Origin of the sequence: Nocardia sp. XZ_19_385 (assembly GCF_015355755.1) — a bacterium.
Lineage (GTDB): Bacteria > Actinomycetota > Actinomycetes > Mycobacteriales > Mycobacteriaceae > Nocardia.
In genome coordinates this window covers 930,635-948,198 of record NZ_JACVEE010000003.1, presented here as the reverse complement: position 1 = coordinate 948,198, position 17,564 = coordinate 930,635, and the positions used below count along the sequence as shown (strand labels likewise).

20 protein-coding genes are annotated in these 17,564 nt (G+C 67.7%); 7 read left to right on the top strand and 13 right to left on the bottom strand.

Features of this window, described 5'->3' with window-relative positions; translation table 11 throughout:
- Positions 1 to 267: 267 nt before the first annotated feature.
- Positions 268 to 741: a hypothetical protein gene (locus tag IBX22_RS28065; RefSeq protein ID WP_194818687.1), complete on the top strand. Its 474-nt coding sequence runs from the start codon at positions 268 to 270 to the stop codon at positions 739 to 741.
- A gap of 412 nt (positions 742 to 1,153) precedes the next feature.
- Here IBX22_RS28065 and IBX22_RS28060 read toward each other — a convergent pair whose 3' ends face one another.
- A complete protein-coding gene (locus IBX22_RS28060; protein ID WP_194818686.1) occupies positions 1,154 to 1,672 on the bottom strand; it encodes an alpha/beta hydrolase in 519 nt (172 codons plus the stop codon).
- A 212-nt stretch (positions 1,673 to 1,884) separates the two neighbouring features.
- Between IBX22_RS28060 and IBX22_RS38035 the strand changes: the two genes are divergently transcribed.
- Positions 1,885 to 2,013: a hypothetical protein gene (locus tag IBX22_RS38035; RefSeq protein WP_255526503.1), complete on the top strand. Its 129-nt coding sequence runs from the start codon at positions 1,885 to 1,887 to the stop codon at positions 2,011 to 2,013.
- 149 nt (positions 2,014 to 2,162) lie between these two features.
- On the opposite strand, the gene IBX22_RS28055 is transcribed toward IBX22_RS38035, so the two are convergent.
- The 9 genes from IBX22_RS28055 to IBX22_RS28015 form a co-directional block, all read right to left on the bottom strand.
- Positions 2,163 to 2,900 carry a VOC family protein gene (locus IBX22_RS28055; RefSeq protein ID WP_194818685.1) on the bottom strand — a complete coding sequence of 246 codons (738 nt, stop codon included), beginning with the start codon at positions 2,898 to 2,900 and terminating at the stop codon, positions 2,163 to 2,165.
- Positions 2,901 to 2,945: 45 nt separating this feature from the next.
- Positions 2,946 to 3,218 carry a hypothetical protein gene (locus IBX22_RS28050; protein ID WP_194818684.1) on the bottom strand — a complete coding sequence of 91 codons (273 nt, stop codon included), beginning with the start codon at positions 3,216 to 3,218 and terminating at the stop codon, positions 2,946 to 2,948.
- An 82-nt stretch (positions 3,219 to 3,300) separates the two neighbouring features.
- Positions 3,301 to 4,851, bottom strand: coding sequence for a radical SAM protein (locus tag IBX22_RS28045; RefSeq protein ID WP_194818683.1), 1,551 nt, complete (start codon positions 4,849 to 4,851; stop codon positions 3,301 to 3,303).
- Positions 4,852 to 4,874: 23 nt separating this feature from the next.
- Positions 4,875 to 5,177, bottom strand: a complete 303-nt coding sequence (locus tag IBX22_RS28040; protein WP_309234819.1) for a hypothetical protein — start codon at positions 5,175 to 5,177, stop codon at positions 4,875 to 4,877.
- A 435-nt stretch (positions 5,178 to 5,612) separates the two neighbouring features.
- Complete coding sequence (locus IBX22_RS28035) at positions 5,613 to 5,852, bottom strand: hypothetical protein (RefSeq protein ID WP_194818682.1); 240 nt, start codon at positions 5,850 to 5,852, stop codon at positions 5,613 to 5,615.
- 92 nt (positions 5,853 to 5,944) lie between these two features.
- Complete coding sequence (locus IBX22_RS28030; RefSeq protein ID WP_194818681.1) at positions 5,945 to 6,700, bottom strand: prolipoprotein diacylglyceryl transferase; 756 nt, start codon at positions 6,698 to 6,700, stop codon at positions 5,945 to 5,947.
- Positions 6,701 to 7,181: 481 nt separating this feature from the next.
- On the bottom strand, positions 7,182 to 8,570 hold the full coding sequence (locus IBX22_RS28025; protein ID WP_194818680.1) for a S8 family peptidase: 1,389 nt from the start codon (positions 8,568 to 8,570) through the stop codon (positions 7,182 to 7,184).
- 90 nt (positions 8,571 to 8,660) lie between these two features.
- On the bottom strand, positions 8,661 to 9,254 hold the full coding sequence (locus tag IBX22_RS28020; protein WP_194818679.1) for a DUF308 domain-containing protein: 594 nt from the start codon (positions 9,252 to 9,254) through the stop codon (positions 8,661 to 8,663).
- Positions 9,255 to 10,343: 1,089 nt separating this feature from the next.
- The gene (locus tag IBX22_RS28015) at positions 10,344 to 11,291 is read right to left on the bottom strand and encodes a hypothetical protein (protein WP_194818678.1); all 948 of its coding nucleotides are present in this window, start codon (positions 11,289 to 11,291) and stop codon (positions 10,344 to 10,346) included.
- 566 nt (positions 11,292 to 11,857) lie between these two features.
- Between IBX22_RS28015 and IBX22_RS28010 the strand changes: the two genes are divergently transcribed.
- A complete protein-coding gene (locus IBX22_RS28010) occupies positions 11,858 to 12,058 on the top strand; it encodes a hypothetical protein (protein WP_194818677.1) in 201 nt (66 codons plus the stop codon).
- Between the two features lie 54 nt (positions 12,059 to 12,112).
- Positions 12,113 to 12,478 carry a hypothetical protein gene (locus tag IBX22_RS28005; protein ID WP_194818676.1) on the top strand — a complete coding sequence of 122 codons (366 nt, stop codon included), beginning with the start codon at positions 12,113 to 12,115 and terminating at the stop codon, positions 12,476 to 12,478.
- Positions 12,479 to 12,536: 58 nt separating this feature from the next.
- Here the strand turns inward: IBX22_RS28005 and IBX22_RS28000 are convergent, their stop codons facing one another.
- Complete coding sequence (locus tag IBX22_RS28000) at positions 12,537 to 13,685, bottom strand: DUF5925 domain-containing protein (protein ID WP_194818675.1); 1,149 nt, start codon at positions 13,683 to 13,685, stop codon at positions 12,537 to 12,539.
- Between the two features lie 135 nt (positions 13,686 to 13,820).
- On the opposite strand from IBX22_RS28000, the gene IBX22_RS27995 reads away from it, so the two are divergent.
- Together IBX22_RS27995 and IBX22_RS27990 are read left to right on the top strand one after the other, a co-directional pair.
- Complete coding sequence (locus tag IBX22_RS27995; protein WP_194818674.1) at positions 13,821 to 14,228, top strand: YciI family protein; 408 nt, start codon at positions 13,821 to 13,823, stop codon at positions 14,226 to 14,228.
- Between the two features lie 6 nt (positions 14,229 to 14,234).
- Positions 14,235 to 15,380: an RNA polymerase sigma factor gene (locus IBX22_RS27990; protein WP_194818673.1), complete on the top strand. Its 1,146-nt coding sequence runs from the start codon at positions 14,235 to 14,237 to the stop codon at positions 15,378 to 15,380.
- Here the strand turns inward: IBX22_RS27990 and IBX22_RS27985 are convergent.
- On the bottom strand, positions 15,363 to 15,740 hold the full coding sequence (locus IBX22_RS27985) for a hypothetical protein (protein WP_194818672.1): 378 nt from the start codon (positions 15,738 to 15,740) through the stop codon (positions 15,363 to 15,365). The genes IBX22_RS27990 and IBX22_RS27985 overlap by 18 nt on opposite strands.
- A 141-nt stretch (positions 15,741 to 15,881) precedes the next feature.
- The gene (locus IBX22_RS27980) at positions 15,882 to 16,319 is read right to left on the bottom strand and encodes a hypothetical protein (RefSeq protein WP_194818671.1); all 438 of its coding nucleotides are present in this window, start codon (positions 16,317 to 16,319) and stop codon (positions 15,882 to 15,884) included.
- Between the two features lie 211 nt (positions 16,320 to 16,530).
- Between IBX22_RS27980 and IBX22_RS27975 the strand changes: the two genes are divergently transcribed.
- Positions 16,531 to 17,412: an SDR family NAD(P)-dependent oxidoreductase gene (locus IBX22_RS27975; protein WP_228539705.1), complete on the top strand. Its 882-nt coding sequence runs from the start codon at positions 16,531 to 16,533 to the stop codon at positions 17,410 to 17,412.
- Positions 17,413 to 17,564 lie beyond the last annotated feature (152 nt).

Genomic DNA, 17,564 nt, shown 5'->3' with positions numbered 1-17,564 from the left:
CTGCGCCAGAATCGCTCTCGAACCGCGCTGTCCGGCGCTACCCCGCAGGTCAACGCCGCCGAGCCGCCCGGCTCGAGCCCCGCGGTCCCGCCTCGCGGCCCCGCCCTCGCGCCCGGAAAATTCAACACCCCCACCACCACCCGCCACCATCCGTTGTCCCCGAGTTCACCGCTCCCGCCGTTGAAGGCCCCCGATTCGCTCTGCTAGCGTGAAAATTCGCCAACCAATTGCTTGTCCGCAGTGCCTGCGCAACGACGGGAGCCCATCATGCGAGGCGTTCTGAAAATCGCGGCAGTGTCGACCCTGCCGATCTTCGCGGCCATCATCTCCGCCGGTCCAGCCGCCGCGAACCCCCTGTACTTCGACTCCGCCCACGCCACCGGCACCACACCGGGATGCGCGGGCACCGTCAACGCCGAAATCACGGCCAACCAGGGCCAGCAAGCCCGCGACTTCGCCAACTTCATCGACAGCTCCACCCGGGTCACGGTGAACTTCAAACCCGACCCCAACCCGCTGACCTCACTCTCGGCAAACAGCTGCGAGGTCTCCACCACGGTCACCATGACCAACCTCGACACCGGCGCCACCCTCACCGAAACCCGCACCACCCAATACGACGGCCACTACGGCTGGCACGCCGCCTTCTTCACCCTCAACGGCTCCGGCCGCGTCGCCGTCCAGGTCAGCACCAACCCCAGCCCACCCGAACTCGTCATCGACGTACCCGCGCCCTACTGATCACGTCAGGCTTCAATCGGCAACGCACGAACTGCACGTCCGACGCCACCGCGAACAAGAGAAGACCAACCACTCCGAGCGCGGCCACGACATGGCGAAACTGCTGTCCAACGCCGAGGAAGTCGACCGCTACGCCCGCGAGATCCTCAAACTGCACGACAAGGAACTCCCGAACCTGCGCGCCTGACCCAGCGGTGCCGCACCCGGTTATCGCCCGGAACCTCGCTCGCAACGGCTACACCGTCGCGCTACACAACCGCAGAGTCGTGGTCATCGCGCTCGGCTGTCGCTGATTCCACGGGAGTCATATCGGGGTCTTTCAAGATCACATGGCCCCGATATGACTCCCGTGGATTGCACCGACCCTTCCGGCGTTCACGCGCAAACGACTACGCCGCAAGCGATATCGGGTTCAAAGCTGCAGCGCCTGGAGCCAGGTGTGGGCGGTCGCGCTGTCCTCGGCGGTGATCGAGTGGCCGACCGGCAGCACCTGATGGGTCACCAGCGCTCCGGCGTGACGCAGGCGGTCGGCCAGTTGTAGACCGTCCCCGGGTGATCTGCGGCTGTCGTTCGCGCCGTCGATGATCAGGACCGGCGTGCCGTCCAGCTGGGTGGGCGGATCCTGGCCGAACGGCGAGAGTGGTCGGAACAGGATCGCCCCTGCGAGCAGGCGGGGATGGGTCAGCAATAGCGCGGCGGCCATGATCGCACCGTTGGAGAAACCGATCGCCACCGGTCGCCGGGTGAGTTCGTAAGCACCCCAGCACCTTTCAATGAATTCCGCCAGCACCGGCACCCTGGCCGCAATATCTTCCTCGTCCACCCGCCGATCCGGAAAACGACGGAAGAAGGCATAGCCCTCGTTCGTCGCCACAGCTCCGCGGATGCCGAGCTTCGCGGCCCCGGGCGCCAATTCGCCGGCCAGCGGCATCAGATCGGATTCGCCACCGTCTGAACCATGCAGCAGAACGAGCGGCAGTCCGGTGGTATCGGTGGCCGCGAGAAACCTGTGCACGTGCGTCGATTCGGGCAGGGCGACACGACCACTCACCTTCACCGGCCTCTACCTGCTCTTCGGCGGCTGAGCGCGCCGGCGAGTGCTGTTGGGCTGATCGGTTCCGGGCCGGATCGGACAGCATCGAGGTGACGATGACCGATGCGGTGCGGCTGTACACCACCGACATCAAGCCCCTCGGCGAATTCGGTGGCGTGACGGTGCAGGGCAGCGCGTACGGGTCGGCGCTGGTGCCGGCCGGAGCAGCCCCCCGGTGACCCGATAGACCCCAGCGGGGTCACGCGGAGCGTCCATGCCATCCGTCGAGCCAACGGCGTCGTCACCTTCGAGGCAGCTCCCCGCGGTCGGCACCCGGCTATCGGCCTCCACAATCCCCTCTCAACCACGAAATCCCGTGCGGGGGGCGTCAAGACCGGGCGAGGACGCAGAAATCATGGCCCTCCGGGTCGGCCAGCACCCGCCACGACACCTCGCCCTGACCCACATCGGACGACCTCGCGCCGAGGGCCTGCAACCGCGCCACCTCCGTCGCTTGATCGTCACCGCGGCAGGGCAGCACGTCAAGATGGACCCGGCTCACCGCGGCCTTCCCGTTAGGCGCGCGACGGAACTCCAGATACGGCCCTACTCCTTCGGCCGAGCGCAGCAGCGCGCGGTCATCGGCGAGATCGTGCACAGGCCAGTCGATCGCCTCGCCCCAGAACCCGGCCATGGCCCGCGGGTCGGCACAGTCGGCGACCACCGCGGCGATCGGTCCGGTGTCGCGATAGATCTCCCGTGGCTCCAGCACGCGGAACACGTTGCCCTCCGGGTCGGCCAGCACCTGCCACGGCACCTCACCCTGGCCCAGATCGGCCGGCGTCGCACCGAGCTCTCGCAGGCGCGCCACCAACTCCGCTTGATGGGACGTGGAGGTGGTGGCGAGATCGAGATACACGCGGTAGTGCACTGTTTCGGGGTCCGGAACGGTGACGACATCGATGCAGACGGCACTGGGATCCGGCCAGGTGAAACCCACCGGCTCCACGTTGGTCACCCCGGGACCCTCGCTGGAAACACCCCAGCCGAGGGCCTGCGCCCAGAACCGTCCGAGCGCCGCATCGTCGCGGGCCTTGAAATTCACCTGAACCAATTGCAGCGCCATAGCGCCACCCTATTCCGGAAACGCTTGTCGGCCAGCGCGATCGAGCTACCGCAGCGCAGCGAAAACGCCGAGCGCGGCCAGCACCGCCAGATACAGCAGGACCAGGCGAGTGTCGCGGAGCCAGCATTTACTGCGGCGCAGGCCCTGGCGCCAGGCACGCCAGTAGCCGGTGAAAGCGAGGAGGGCGAAACCCGTTAGCGCCCAGGGACCGATCAGCCAGGTGAGGAGCGCGACGGTGGCGAAGATGCAGAGGTTGAGCGGGTCAGATGGGGGTTGGCGAGTGGCTTCGTCGTAGTAGACGCCGCGCTGCTCGGTCATCGCACACCCCGCCAGGACGCAGTCGCCACACCGCCAACGACGTCGCGGACAAGCCCGTCTGGCAGCCAATCTGCGGCGGAAGTCAATTGGCCTCCATCGGCAGGAGTTCGCGACCCGCCGGAGCGGCGGCCGACAGGCGTTGTCGGGACAGGGCGGGCCAGGCTTGGACGGCGCAGAAGGGGGCGCATTGGTCGGCGTCGGAGCGGGTGCCGACGTGGACGCAGCATTGGGTGAGGCGTTCTTCGATCATGGTCGACATGTCCATGAACGGTTTGACGGTGATGCGGACGACGCGTTCGCCGAGCAAGGTGCGCAGGCGTTTGCGGCGGCCGGGCAGGGCGGAGGAGGCGAGGGTGAGCAGGGTGGACATGCCGAGATCGCAGTTCTCGCAGATGTTCTGCCAGACTTTGCCGATCTCCGGGTGCGACAGGGAGGACTGTTCCGACAGCAGCCCCAGCAGGGATTCCTGGACGGCGGTGCGCAGTTCGGCGGGGATGCTGGTGTCGGCGATGCGGTTGGAGACCAGGCCCAGTTGGTCTTTGAGCCGGTCGTGGCCGATGAGGGAGACCAGCGAACGCCACTGGCCGGCATCGTCGCGCAGCAGGTAGCCGACCGAGCAGCAATGCGGGTGTGAGCAGGGCAGGGCGGTGAGGTCGCGCCAGGTGACCTGGTTGCCGGTTTGCGGGCCCAGGCGGCGCAGGACGCCGGTGTGGGTGAGGCGGTGCATCGGATCGATGACACCGGAACGGCCGGAACTGAATTGGGGTTGCAGCGACACACCGCCGACGAACGGGGTGTCGAGGGCGACGCGGACCACGTCGCCGATTTCGTCGTCGTTGACGCCGAGGGCGATCGTCATCACCAAGGTGGTGAAGATGCCGTGGGTGGAGAGCCGTTGCAGCGCTTCGGCCTTGCGCGCGCGCAGGTCGCCGCCGCGGTGGTGGCGGGAGGCCGCCGCGGAACTGCCGTCGTATTGCAAATACACCTCCACCCGTTCCCGATGCCGGGCCAGCAGTTCGATCAGGGAATCGTCGCGGGCGATGCGCAACCCGTTGGTGTTGATCAGGATTCGGGTGATCGGGCGTGCGGTCAGTTCGTCGAGTAGGCGGGGCAGGTCCGGATGCAGGGTGGGTTCGCCGCCGCTGAGCATCAGCACATCGAGTTTGCCGTTCTCGCGGGACAACCGCTGATCGACATTGGCGAGCACGTCCTCGACCGCGACGACGCCGCGCAGGTCCGGGGACGAGTCGGCGAAACAGGTGGGGCAGCGCAGATTACAGCTGTCGATGATGTCTTCGAGCAGGATGCAGGTGTGCTGGGTCTGCATTTCCGGCAAGCCACGTAGATACGCCGACGGCACCGGGTCGAAGTTGCCGGGCACGTCGGGCAGGTGCGCTTTGGTGGGCGCGGTCCACTGCTCCAGGTACTCCAGGATCTCCGGGTCCTCGTCGTAGAGCGTGCGGACCATGCCGTGACTCGGGCACCCCCGTTCCAGCAGCACCTGGCCACCGCGGTCGGCCAGCCAACCCGACAACCGCGGCACCTGCGAGAGCGGCGTCTCCGGTGCTTCTTCGTGGCACTGCGGGCAGAAGGCGTTCACATAGCGCAGGATTCGGTCCCCACGCAGCGGCATGCCGTGCACAACTCCCCCTTTGCTCACTGAACGCCCAGCGAGCTGTAAAGCGTCGGATTCACGCCGGTGCAGAACCCGACCGTACATACGGTCACCAGCGCCCACCCGATCATCAAGCCCATGCCGAGCCCTTTGGACCACGGTTTGCGCAACATGATCAGGGCGGTGCCGCCGCCGAACGCGAACAGCACCGCCGCGACCGCGGCGACAGCGATCGGGACGGTGTCAGCGCTGCTGCCCTGGTAGCTGGCCGCGAAGGCGATGAACCCGACCACCACATTGAGTGCGACGAACAGGCTCACACCGGCCAGCGCGGTGAGCACCACGACCGTGGTGTCGTTCGACTTCGGGGGTGGTGGAGGACCCTGCGGAGGCCAGCCGGTTGGGGGCTGCGACCCCGCAGGCCAACCGGGCGGAGGCGGCGATCCCGGCGGGCTTTGCGACCCTGGAGGCCAGCCCGGCGGCTGCGACGACCCCGGCGGGTTTTGCGACTCTGGATGCCGGCCGGGCGGCTGGGACCCGGGCGGATACTGTGACTCTGGATGCCAGCCCGGTGGCTGCGACCCCGGATGCGAGCCGTGCGGCGGCTGCGATCCCGGTGGCGGCGACTCGGGCGGGTACTGCGTCGGCTCCCAGCCGTCAGGCGGCTCAGATGTACTCACGCCTCCACCCCGCTGATGCTCGGCTCCGCCGTGACCACACATGTCGCTGTGTCGAATATTCGCTCGCTCATGCACACAGCCTTTCGTCGAGGGACGTCATCAATAGCTCTGCAGGACAGCGACACACAGCCCCGCGGTGAACAACACGACCAGCGCCCAGCCGATCATCAAACCGAACCCGAGCCCACGAGCCCAGGTCTTGCCCGTAAGAAGCAGGGCGAAGCCGCCACCGAAGGCGATCACAATGCTGAGGATGAGGAACACGCCGATGCTCAACACCTCACCGACCAGGAAAACCACCGCGGCCACACTCGTCGCGACGAACCCGATCGCACCCACGACAACCATTCCCACGAGCAACGGGACATGGGTATGAGACCGAGACGGTTGCCGCTCGCCCGGTTCCGGGGGCTGCTCCGGTGGCGTCGCCGTCATGCCGCGACCTTCCGCCCGAGGATCATGTCGTAGTGCCCACGCCGATACCCGACGCCGAGCCGCACCGCGACCAGCACCAGCCCCGGCAGCAGAAACCATTGCGGGCGCGTCAGATCCAGCCACACCGTCTCGTTGGCGCGGGTGAACTCGACCAGGAACCGGAAGATCGCGTACGCGCTCACATACAGCGTGAACAGTTCCCCGGGCGCGCTGACCCGGTTCCGCAACCACAGCAGCGCTCCGAAAGCAGCCAACTGGAAGGCGATCTCGTAGAGGAAACTCGGATGCATCGCCGCCCCGCTCGCACACCCCGGACAACTCGGCACCGTGCCCGGCGCGTGTATCCCCCACGGCAGCTCCGTCGGCCGCCCGGGCGCCTCGGTGAGATGACACCCGATCCGCCCCACCGCCATCCCCAACGCCACCGCCGGCGCGAACAAATCCCCGGTCCGCTCCTTGTACCCGATGATCTTCTTCGCGACCAGCACCCCGGCATACGCCCCGAGCAGCCCGCCGAGCACACTGCGCGCCCCGAACATCCAACTCTCATACGGGTCAAGAGTTTCCACGAGACTCGACAACCGCATCCCGATCGCCCCACCCACCAGCGCCCCGGTCACGGCAACCAGCGATTCCTCCCCCAGCGCGTTACGCCGCCGGCACTCCAGCACGAACACCACCGACGCCGCGACCACCCCGAGCGCCACGAAGAACCCATGCGTCGGAATCCCGAAGATCAGGTGCGGCACCATCTGGCGAGCCTAACGGCCGCGCGCCGCCCACGGGATGAGTGAAACTACCTTCCGGGGCGACAGTCGCGCGCGGCCTGCCGCGAGGTCGATGCCGGCCACACCCGTGAGCGCGATAGCGATCGCGCGGGCTAAACCGGTCGCGCTACCAGGTGTTTACGGAGCAGCCCTCTGCCTCGAGGCCGGCATGACCCGCAGCTCAGCGTCACTGGCCCCAGCGGTGCGCGCGGTGGTGTGCTGTACCGCGAGCGGCTGCCTGACCCCGCTGAGGTCAGCGAGAATATCCGCCGCCGCACCATCGCGGTCCCGCACGGTAGGGCCGATCAGGCTGGCGGGACGACAGACACGGCGTCGCGGCCACATTGGACGTGGAGCACAGAATCTGCGTCAGAGGCTGTCGGTTTCGCTCGGTCCGTGGTGGCCGATCAAGCGTTCGGCGGGTTTGATTTCGGTCTGTATGTCGAGTCGTAGGAGAGGGCGACGGTCAGGGGGTGAGGGTACGCAGATCGGGGAGGTTGCCGATGCGCTGGGTGGCGGGGCGGTCGGGGGCCGCGGTTTGGGGTGAACCGGTGGCGCGCAGGCGGGTGCGGATGTCGGCGGGGGTCAGGCGGCCCGGGCCTGCGGCGCGGATGCCTTGGTAGCAGGCAAGGGCACCGACGACGATCGGGGAGGCGCTGGAGGTGCCGCTGAAAGTGTCGGTGTACCAGTAGTCTTCGTCGCCACCGCCTTGGAGGTCGCCGTAGCCGGTGGTAGTGACCTCTCGGCCCCAGCCTTGGGTGTCGACGCGGCTGCCGTAGTTGGAGAACGCGAGGCGGGAGCGGGCGGGCCCGTGGTCGCGGCCGTGGGTGCCCGGGGGTGGGGCGCCGGCGCCGACGATGATCGCTCCGGAGTCCTCGGCGCGGAACGGGTTGCGCCACGTGGACGGGAAACCGGTGGGGCGGGTGTCGTACAGGGTGGCGTCGAGGTTCTCCCCGCCGTTGCCCGCCGCTTCCACCACGATCACCCCGCGAGTGTTGGCGTAGCGGATCGCGGCCAAGTCGTCGGGCCACCATTCGATGGCGATGTAGCCCGCCTGGTCGGGGCGGTCGGCGTAATTGTGGCGGGGGCCGGGGCGGTGCAGTTCGAGCAGGATGATGTCACCGGCGCTGAGAGCATCGGCGGCCGTGCGGATCGCCGCCGCCGAGCCCGCACCGAAGATCGAGACCGCGCGAATCACCGAATCCGGTGCGATACCGGTGATTCCGAAGGCGTTGACGTCGCCGCTGATCTCGCCCGCCACCGCGGTGCCGTGATTGCGCCAGCCCTCGTCCTCGGTGGATTGGCCGCCGATCACCCCGCCCTGATTCTGGGTGAGATCCTCGTGGCTGAACTGCCAGGCGCCCTCGATATCGATCACCCGCACGCCCGTGCCGCGCCCACCGGGCTTGGTCCAAGCCCAGCGCGCGTCGACCCCGACCGGTGCGGCGTCCAAATATCCTTGCCGCGCTTGGAAATCCGGGGTCACCGGCGGCGCGTCCGTATAGGAGCGGGCAGCGGCCTGCAACGGCGCGATGGGTGGTTCCGCGCCGGGTTTGACGTAGGCCCCGTCGACCGAATCATCGGCGCGCAGCCGTTCGGCGATCGCTTCGAGGTCATAGACGGCGCCCTCGACCGTGAAGTAGTTCAGGTAATCCGCGCCGACCGGTTCCTGATCGGTGCCCGCCAACCGGCCCGGTAACCGGTTGGGCGGACCGAAGATCCGGCGCAGCCGCGCGCCCAGCGGCAGCAGCGTGGTCAGATGCTCCTCGGTGGCGAGGTTGTCGCGCAACGCGATCGGCTGGATCGGCGCGCCCGCACCGCGGGTGACGACGATCAGTTCCGCCGGTGACCGCATCGTCGCCGGTTCCTGCGGGCGTGCCGAACTCCGACGTTGATCAGTAGGTGCCATAAGAACAGTGAACCCGCTGCGCGAATCCGCCGCCAGTCATCCACCGCGCGTCGCGGGGACCCGCGCCGAACCCGGAATACCCACCACCGCACCGACACCCGCGAGAAGCAGCTCCAAGATCCCCAGCACGATCAGTGCGCCACCACTGACCAGCGCCAGCGATTCCAGCGTTTCGAACGGCAAGGCCAGCACCGCGATGCCGAGCACCATGGTGAACAGTCCGAACAGTTCATGGCGCACACCATCGGGCAGGCGATCATCCCAGGCGGCGACGGTGGCATGCGTGATCCCGCGCACCGACCACGCGATCCCCAGCCACATCGCCAGCAGCAGCACCGAATTGCCGCTGTAGAGACACAGCCCCGCCAGCAGCATCGAAATCGCCCCACTCACGAACACGAGAGAACGCAACGCCACAGCAAACTTCGCACCGATGGCGATCCACATCTGTAGCAAAGCGTTGATCAGTAGATACAAACCGAACAGCAGTTCCGCGACCGCGACCGTCTTCTCCGGCCAAACCGCGATCACCACACCGAGAATCACCGTCGCTACCCCGGCAGCGAGCACCGCCTGCCGACCACCCAGCACCCTCGGTTCCACACGCCCCACACCACCGTTTTCGGGCATGCATCCATGATATGAGCGCTAGTTCTCAATAACCCGCAGTTTGCCCGCATTCCCGGTGCGTCGGCATTCTTCCGTGTGTCCCCCACAAGATCATCAGGAACACTCACTGACCGACGCCAGCTCCGGATCACCCAGCCCTCCCCTCCGCCGCGCCTGGATCAAACCCCAAAGTCGCCCGTCGGCGACAGCTTGCCCGGCCGCGCCGAAGAGCGTCGCAGCACCCACGGCAACACCGGGGTCCTGCCATGGGTAGGCCTGAGCTCGGCTGGCGGCGTATGCGTTCCGGCCACACCCCACAGCCGGCCACCGCCCGAACAAGATCACCAGGCTTCGGTGGCGGCATCACCCGACACCGCCCGCCACCAGGTCCTGATGATCTTGCACTGGCTCCGCGTCATCCATGGATCAAGCCGCGAGTCGAACACCGGGCCGACCAGCCGCACCGCCACTCCCGCCACCGACCGAACAAGATCATCAGGACCTGGTGGCGGCATCAGCCGACACCGCCCGCCACCAGGTCCTGATGATCTTGAAGGCGCGCCACTGGGGCGTGGCGGCAGCACACCCCAGTACTGACCCCACATCAAGATCATCAGGCACTGGTGGCGGGATCGGCCGAGTGGCTGCCGCCACCAGTGCCTGATGATCTTGGACAGTTACCCGAGGCAGGGCTCGGACCGATCTGGCGACGTCGCCTGGGCCGCCGAACGATCCCAGCTCTACCGCTTCGCCGCGACCAGCACCGCAAGCTGGACCTACATTGCGGTGCGTTCCCCGGCGGTCCTGCCACCGGACGGTCGATCGTTCCCGCACTGGCGGGCTGCATCCGGGTCGCGGCGCCTGCCCCACGAAGCGAGTTGACTAATGTGCCCGCACCGGACGCCCTCGGGCCATGCATATGCAATCCAAAGGCCAACTCCGCCAGGCTTTTCCACGCCGCTGTCAAGATCACCAGGACATGGGGGCGGCATCGGCCGAATGGAATCCGCCCTCCGCCATGCACGTCCACGCCTGCTGTCAAGATCACCAGGACCTGAGGGCGGCATCGGTCGAGTGGGATCCGCCCGCAGGGCCTGGTGATCTTGGTGGTCAGCCCGCGGAGCGGGTTGGGTCTTGGGTTGGGGGGCGGCGGGTGGTGGCGAGGAGTTCGTCGAGTTGGGCTTCGGCGCGTTCGGCGCGGGCCTGGGTTTGGGCGCGGGCTTGGTCGAGGGCTTGGATGCGGTGGGTGGCTTCGGTGCGGACCTGGTCGATGGTGGTTGCGGCTTCGGCGCGGACGGCGGTGAGGTCGGCGGCGGCGGTGCGGCGGGCTTCGGTGAGTTCGCTTCGGACGGAGTCGAGTTCGGCGCGGACTCGGCGCCATTCCTCGCGGGCCTCGTTGGCGGCTTCGGCGCGTTCGGCGGCGGCCTGTTCGGCGCGATCGATGGCGCGTTCGGCGTCGGCGGCGCGTTGGACGGCGAGGTCGCGTTCGGCACCGGCGGCGGTGATCTGCTGGGCTGATTCGCGCCGGATCTGTTCGATGTCGGCGGCGGCTTTGCGGCGGGCCTTGTCGATTTCCTCTTCGGCCTGTTCGCGGGCGCGTGCGACGTCCTCGGCGGCTTCGCGGCGGACGGTGCGGATTTCGGCTTCGGCCTCGCTGCGGGCGGCGAAGACATCGTCGGCGGCCTGCTTGGTGACTCGTTCGATCTCGCGCAAAGCGTCGTCGCGGGCGGTGTTCGCTTCGGATACCAGCGTTTCGGCCTGTTCGGCGGCGTTGGCCGCGTCCTCGGCGGCCGCTTCGGCCAGGGCGCGCGCCTCGTCGGCTTCCCGGCGCGCCTGATCGGCGGCGGCCGTGGCGATCTCCGCTTCCGCGATTCGCCGGCCCGCGTCGGCCTGAACAGCCTGGACCTGCGCTTCGGCGACCGAGGGATCGGCCAGGGTGGACAGTTCCGCGACAGCGGCGTTGAGGTTGTTGCCCAGTTGGTCGGCGAGGAGCCGGAATTGGCTGAGCAACTCGTCGGCGCGAAGACGAGCTGCCGTGACCGGACCCTGTGCCGTCACAGTGACGGAAGAGGCGGGTGCCTCCGACTCCTGTTGTTGCCGTTGACGTTCCCGCCAAGCGCGCCATCGCGTGTGGTCGGGGTGATCACAGTATTCGGACGGTCGGCCGGGGCCGCCGCCGCGCGTGATGGGTCGGACACATCCCGGATAGTTGCATACGCTGGACACCGGGAAATCGTAGCGTCACTTTCGTCATATCCAACGTATTCACACGAAACGAAACCCGTGTCGCCCCAATTGAACCCAACCGCCAACCACCCCGTTCTGACCTCCGATAAGTGAACATTATCGGCGGTCAGCCGATCCTTCTTTCATCCAATGACCTTGTCTCTATTTCGTTTACGTTTGGTTGTCACCAACGAAACAAAACCGCGACAGAACCCCTCGAAAACTGTGCACCTCGCAGAAGGCTGGAATCGAGGTGAGTTCGCCGCCGATCCGGCCACTGAGCACGATGCGAATCCAGGTAGATACGGTTGCGTAGCTACTTGCAAAGTCGACGCCCTGGCGACCAGCTCAACCGGCGCGTTCGGCTTCCCGGACCCCGCATCCATTCCAAGGCGTTCGTGACCGCCGCCGGTCGCCGCAAACTCCTGCTGATCAACAAGACCGCCGAACCGGTCGCCTTGGCCGTCCCCGACGGGGGGACCGAACTCGAGCAGCTCGGCGGAGGTCGAACGACCCTCGCGGGGGTGCCGCCGTACTCGACGCCTACGCCACTGCCGGTCGTCTCCTATGCGCTTGCGGGTGGTCCCTCTCCTCGGTAATCCACGAGGCGATAGATTGCGCAGGACCCCGCACACCCAGAGACGGAGCTCGACGTGGCAGACGCAGAACCGATCAACTGGGACCACCTGAAGACACGGCGCCCCAGTGACACCGACCGAGCGGCTCTGCGCGAGACGCTGGTCGAGCGGGCTCTGGCGGTGAAACAGCACGGCTGGGACAACTATCGCGAGGCATGGACACCCGGTGAGCTGGCAGGGGTCGCATACCTGCTGCAGGATTCGGCGCTCCTAGAGGAACTCGACGAGCACGAGGGTTCGGTACTGACCCGATTCGCCGGGGCCCTTTACGGCTTCCACGGCGCACGCAAGGAGATCGAGTCCGGCCTCGTCGACACCCAGGCATGGTTCGCCGCCGCCCGCACCGAATTGGCACGCCGCAGCTCAGAGGCGGACCGATAGTCCATCGGTCCGCACCCTGCTCGACGAAACGCTCAACAGACTGACCGTCGTTCTCGGCTTACAGGTAACCGGCGTTGCTGAACTCGACCGGCGTCGACTGAATCCGAGTGCGCTCCTCCCGCGCCTCGATGAGTTCCGCGAGGGTCATCCCGTCCGGGCCCACCGCCGGTTTGGGCCGGTCCCCCAGCTCACGCTCCAGCCAGGCGCTCGCCTCGGCGGGCGCGAGCGGGCCGACTTCGAGCTGCGCGAGGCAGCGCCCGGGCCGGACCACAGCCGGATGCAACCGCGACAGATTCTCGTTGGTCGTGATCGCCACCAGGACGTCCCGGCCCTGACCCAGCATTCCGTCGGTGAGGTTGAGCAGACGCGAAAGCCCTTGCCCGGTCGATTCCTTCGCGGACCCGCGAATCAATTCGTCACAGTCTTCGAGCACGAGCAGCCGCCAGCGCCGCTTGTTCTGGTCGTAGGTGTCGACACCGATGGCGACCTCCATGAGGTAGCCGGGGGTGGCGAACAGCACCTCCGGGTCGAGCACACAGTCGACCTGACACCACTGCGACCATTCCCGGGCGAGTGCCCGCAGCGCCGACGTCTTGCCGGTGCCCGGCGGGCCGTGCAACAGCAGCAGCCGTCCGCTCACGTCCTCGGCGCGCAACGCCATCAGCTTCCGTATCGCCGCACCGACATCGGTGCCGTAATTGCCCTCGACCTGCGCCCAGGCGTCGGCGCTGATGGTGCGTTCGCGCCGCTGCGGACCATGAGCGCTGTTGTGCCAGAAGCCCATCGACACCTGACTGTCGTCGACCTCGGGTTCCACGGTGGCGTCGGCGCTGCACATCTCGAGTACGGTGCGCGCCAGCTCGTCGGTGACCGCGCAGACATCCACCATCGCGTTGCCGTTGGTCCGGCGCACGACGCGCAGCGTCCAGCCGTCCCCGACCGACAGTGTGGCCTTCGTGCTCTCGTCGTCACTGGCGCGCACCACCCGGGCGTCCTGGGGTTGTAGCGGCGCGTCCGGCTTCACGCCCTCGAGCTCGACGGCCACCGCGTGCGGCTGTTCACCGCTGAGGTAGGGCGCGAGGAAGAGCGCGTCGATGATGTCGCGCGGGGAGTCCGAATCGTCGAGGTTCATCACCCACGAGAGCGCGGGCGCGGCCGGCTCCTCGCGGCCGACGAGCCGAAGGCGTTCCTGTGGTGTCGATGTCATTTCGATGATCATCCGGTTATCGCGGACGCCGGTCCACCCAATATTCTTTTCCGGCAGATGTCGAGATCCTGAAGTCGGCTCCGTCCCAGGGATGAATGCGGCCAGAATGGGCCGCACCGCATCGAGGAGAACATCATGGCGAAGTACCTGTTGCTCAAGCACTACCGCGGCGCACCGGCGGCGGTCAACGACGTGCCGATGGATCAGTGGACGCCGGAGGAGATCTCGGCCCACGTGCGATACATGGAGGACTTCGCCGCCCGGCTCAAGGTCACCGGCGAATACGTCGACGGCCAGGCGCTGTCCCCGCAGGGCACTTTCGTCCGCTACGACGGCGAGGGGAATCCGCCGGTCACCGACGGCCCGTTCGCCGAAACCAAGGATCTGATCGCCGGCTGGATGGTGATCGACGTCGACACCTACGACCGGGCGCTGGAGCTGGCCGCCGAGCTGTCCGCGGCGCCGGGCGCGGGCGGCAAGCCGATCCACGAGTGGCTCGAGCTGCGCCCGTTCTATGCCACGGCGCCGACCATCACGGAGTGACCGGCAGTGGATGAGGCCCTGCTGCGGACCCTCACCCCCACGGTGATCGGGATCCTCGGCCGTCGCGGAGCGGATTTCGCGACGGCCGAGGACGCCGTCCAGGAGGCGCTGCTCGAAGCGGTGCGGGTCTGGCCCGATGATCCACCGCGCGACCCCAAGGGCTGGCTGGTCATCGTGGCCTGGCGCAAGTTTCTCGACGTCGCCCGCGCCGACACCTCCCGGCGGCAGCGTGAGGAACTCGTCGAGATCGAGCCGGAACCCGGTCCCGCACAGGCGGTGGACGACACCCTCCAGCTGTACTTCCTGTGCGCCCACCCCGCGCTGACACCGGCATCGGCGGTCGCACTCACCCTGCGCGCGGTCGGCGGCCTGACCACCAAACAGATCGCGCAGGCCTACCTGGTGCCCGAAGCGACCATGGCCCAGCGCATCAGCCGCGCCAAACGCACCGTCGCGGGCGTCCGGCTCGACCAACCCGGCGACGTCGCCACCGTGCTTCGCGTGCTCTACCTGGTCTTCAACGAGGGCTACTCCGGCGAAATCGACCTCGCCGCCGAAGCCATCCGCCTCACCCGCCAGCTCGCGACCGCGATCAAACACGAGGAAGTGGCGGGCCTGCTGGCCCTCATGCTGCTGCACCACGCCCGCCGCCCGGCCCGAACCCGCGCCGACGGCAGCCTGGTACCGCTCGCCGAGCAGGACCGCAGCCTCTGGAACACCCGCATGATCGCCGAGGGCGTCGACATCCTCCAAGCGGCCCTGGCCCGAGATCGATTGGGCGAGTTCCAATCCCAGGCCGCCATCGCCGCCTTGCACGCCGACGCCCACACCGCGGAGGAAACCGACTGGGTACAGATCGTCGAGTGGTACGACGAACTACTGCGCTTCACCGCCAACCCGGTGGCCCGCCTCAACCGCGCCGTCGCGCTCGGCGAGGCCGACGGCCCGCGCGCAGGTCTGGCCGCGCTCTCCGAACTCGACCCGACACTGCCGAGATACACCGCCGCAGCAGCCTACCTGCACGAGCGCGACGGCGACCTGGTCACCGCCGCCCACCTCTACACCGAAGCCGCCCAGTCAGCCCCCAACCTCCCTGAACGCCACCACCTCACCCGCCAAGCCGCCCGCCTGAATTCAAAGCTCCACGGCTGACCAGGCACCTCGCCCCGCCCCGGTCGTGAGGCTCACCCCGGTCACAGGCTGAAGGACCAAGCCGGCGACGAGCCCCGCGAGCACAACCACCGGCGCCGCGGCGACCTTCCAGGACCACCGGTTTTCTCTGCCCAGCAGGTACAGCGACTTGATCGCCCACACCAGCAGGGACACTCCCAGCACAATCCCACCGACCACCAGGGCAACAAGCTGATCGGGACCGGTCGGATTCCTAACGAACGGAGCCCAGTCGAGGTGGACGCACATCAGAACCACGACACCGAGAATTGTCCCCGTCAGGACCGCGGAACCCGGCGCGGTGGCAGTGTCACGCCCGCCCTCGGTCTGCCGATCACGCACACGTGAGGTTTCGATCGAGGCCTCCTCATCTCGACGACCGTGACCGAACGCCTGATCCGCGCTCGGCGATCCCCGCACCGAACTCTACGGCGCGGGCAGCCCAGCACGACGCGCTCACCGCCACCGGATGCGAACAGCTCTTTAGGGAACGTACAGGTACCACTCCGCGAACGTGCCCTGCATCGGCCAGCTGGCGGCCATGATCTTGGCCGGGCCCATGCCTACCCACAGGTCGACGCTGACGGTTTCGCCCGGGGTGGCGCCGGTGTGGACGTAGACGTTGTGGTGGCGGGCGCCCGCCGAACCGACCCAGCCCAGCGAGACCTGGTTGCCGCAGGGGCCGCGCTGATAGCCCAAGGGGCGCACGTGGGCGCGCACGAAGCCGGGGCGCTGCGGTGTGGCTTCGACCGCGATGTTGATCGCGCCCGCGCAGAAGTTGGCGTTGCCGAAGTTGAACAGGGTGGTGCCGAAGGGGCTGAATTGGGGAAGCGGGTCCGCCTGGGCAGGCTGTGCGCCGAAGACCAATGCGCCGGCGCCCGCTGCCGCCATCAGCCCTGCTGCCATCTGCCGAATCATCATCTGTGGATGTCCTTCCCGCATAACGACATTCGCGACGCTACTACTGTCGCACGGGACGCGGAGACGATTGATCGATATCGGACATGACGGCTGATGTCCGTTCATCCGGAATCCATGTCCGTTCGTATGAGCGGGTCCGCGAGCACGGTCGCGGGCGTAGCTTGAAATGGAACTCGATGGACCAGCTCCGAAGGGGGCACTCGTGACCACCATGGTGATGACCGGCGGGACTTCCGGATTCGGCGCGATCGTGGCGGAGCGGCTCAAAGGTGGCAGTGCCCGGGTGATCCTGGGTGCACGACGGCCGGAGTCCGACGTCGATACCTTTCCCCTGGATCTGGCCGAGCTGGACTCGGTGCGCGGGTTCGCCGCGGCGGTCCGGGACGATCTGGGTGAGACACCGATCGACGCGTTGGTGCTCAACGCCGGGCTCATCAGCCCCGACGCCGACAGCCGGACCGTCGACGGGTTCGAGACGACCTTCGCTGTGAACCACCTGGCGCACTATCTGCTGCTGCGGCTGCTGCTGCCGGTGCTGGCCGAGGACGCCGTCGTCACGCTGACCACCAGCGGAACCCACGATCCCGCAACGAAAGCCAGCCTGGTCACGCCCCGGCACGCCGACGCGGAACTGCTCGCCCACCCGGATCGCGACCCCGACCGGGAGCCCAAGGCGAGCAAAGCCGGCCAGCATGCCTACACCGCCTCCAAACTGTGTGCGGTGCTGACGGCGCGGGCAGTGGCCGAGCGCCACCCCAACCTGACAGCCCTCGCCTACGACCCCGGTCAAGTGTTCGGCACCGGCCTGGCCAAAGACCTCGCACTTCCCCTGCGGATCGCCTGGAAAGTGATGGGCACCCCCGCAGGCTGGCCGGTACGCCGCCTCAGCCCCACCCTCAACACCCGCTCCGCGGCCGGAAATACCTTGGCCGACTTGGTCTTCGGCCTCCAAACACCCCCGGACGGCCACACCTACGCCGCCCTGCGCCGTGGAAATCTCACGTGGATCGAACTGTCGGTCCAGGCACGCGACGACAAACTCGCCCAGACACTCTGGAACGACAGCGCCCGCCTCGTCGACTTTCCGGACTAACGACGCGCCGGTTCCGACTTCGACAGTCAACCGCGCGCCGGATACCGGCGATGGCCCGCCTTTCGATAGTCGGCCGTGTGCCCATACCGGCCGTGGCCCGACTGCCGACCCGGGTAGCCGTCGCACAGGTTGCGCGGTGCGCGACACAGCGA

Excerpts from the sequence above, each read along its gene's own strand:
- IBX22_RS28060 (WP_194818686.1), bottom strand. The coding sequence starts at position 1,672 with ATGCCGCTGGCCGGCGAATTGGCGCCCGGGGCCGCGAAGCTCGGCATC.
- IBX22_RS28050 (WP_194818684.1), bottom strand. The coding sequence starts at position 3,218 with ATGACCGAGCAGCGCGGCGTCTACTACGACGAAGCCACTCGCCAACCC.
- IBX22_RS27995 (WP_194818674.1), top strand. The coding sequence starts at position 13,821 with ATGGCGAAGTACCTGTTGCTCAAGCACTACCGCGGCGCACCGGCGGCG.
- IBX22_RS27975 (WP_228539705.1), top strand. The coding sequence starts at position 16,531 with ATGGTGATGACCGGCGGGACTTCCGGATTCGGCGCGATCGTGGCGGAG.
- IBX22_RS28055 (WP_194818685.1), bottom strand. The coding sequence starts at position 2,900 with ATGGCGCTGCAATTGGTTCAGGTGAATTTCAAGGCCCGCGACGATGCG.
- IBX22_RS28000 (WP_194818675.1), bottom strand. The coding sequence starts at position 13,685 with ATGACATCGACACCACAGGAACGCCTTCGGCTCGTCGGCCGCGAGGAG.
- IBX22_RS28030 (WP_194818681.1), bottom strand. The coding sequence starts at position 6,700 with ATGGTGCCGCACCTGATCTTCGGGATTCCGACGCATGGGTTCTTCGTG.
- IBX22_RS28020 (WP_194818679.1), bottom strand. The coding sequence starts at position 9,254 with ATGCCCGAAAACGGTGGTGTGGGGCGTGTGGAACCGAGGGTGCTGGGT.
- IBX22_RS28065 (WP_194818687.1), top strand. The coding sequence starts at position 268 with ATGCGAGGCGTTCTGAAAATCGCGGCAGTGTCGACCCTGCCGATCTTC.
- IBX22_RS28025 (WP_194818680.1), bottom strand. The coding sequence starts at position 8,570 with ATGCGGTCACCGGCGGAACTGATCGTCGTCACCCGCGGTGCGGGCGCG.
- IBX22_RS28045 (WP_194818683.1), bottom strand. The coding sequence starts at position 4,851 with ATGCCGCTGCGTGGGGACCGAATCCTGCGCTATGTGAACGCCTTCTGC.
- IBX22_RS27980 (WP_194818671.1), bottom strand. The coding sequence starts at position 16,319 with ATGATGATTCGGCAGATGGCAGCAGGGCTGATGGCGGCAGCGGGCGCC.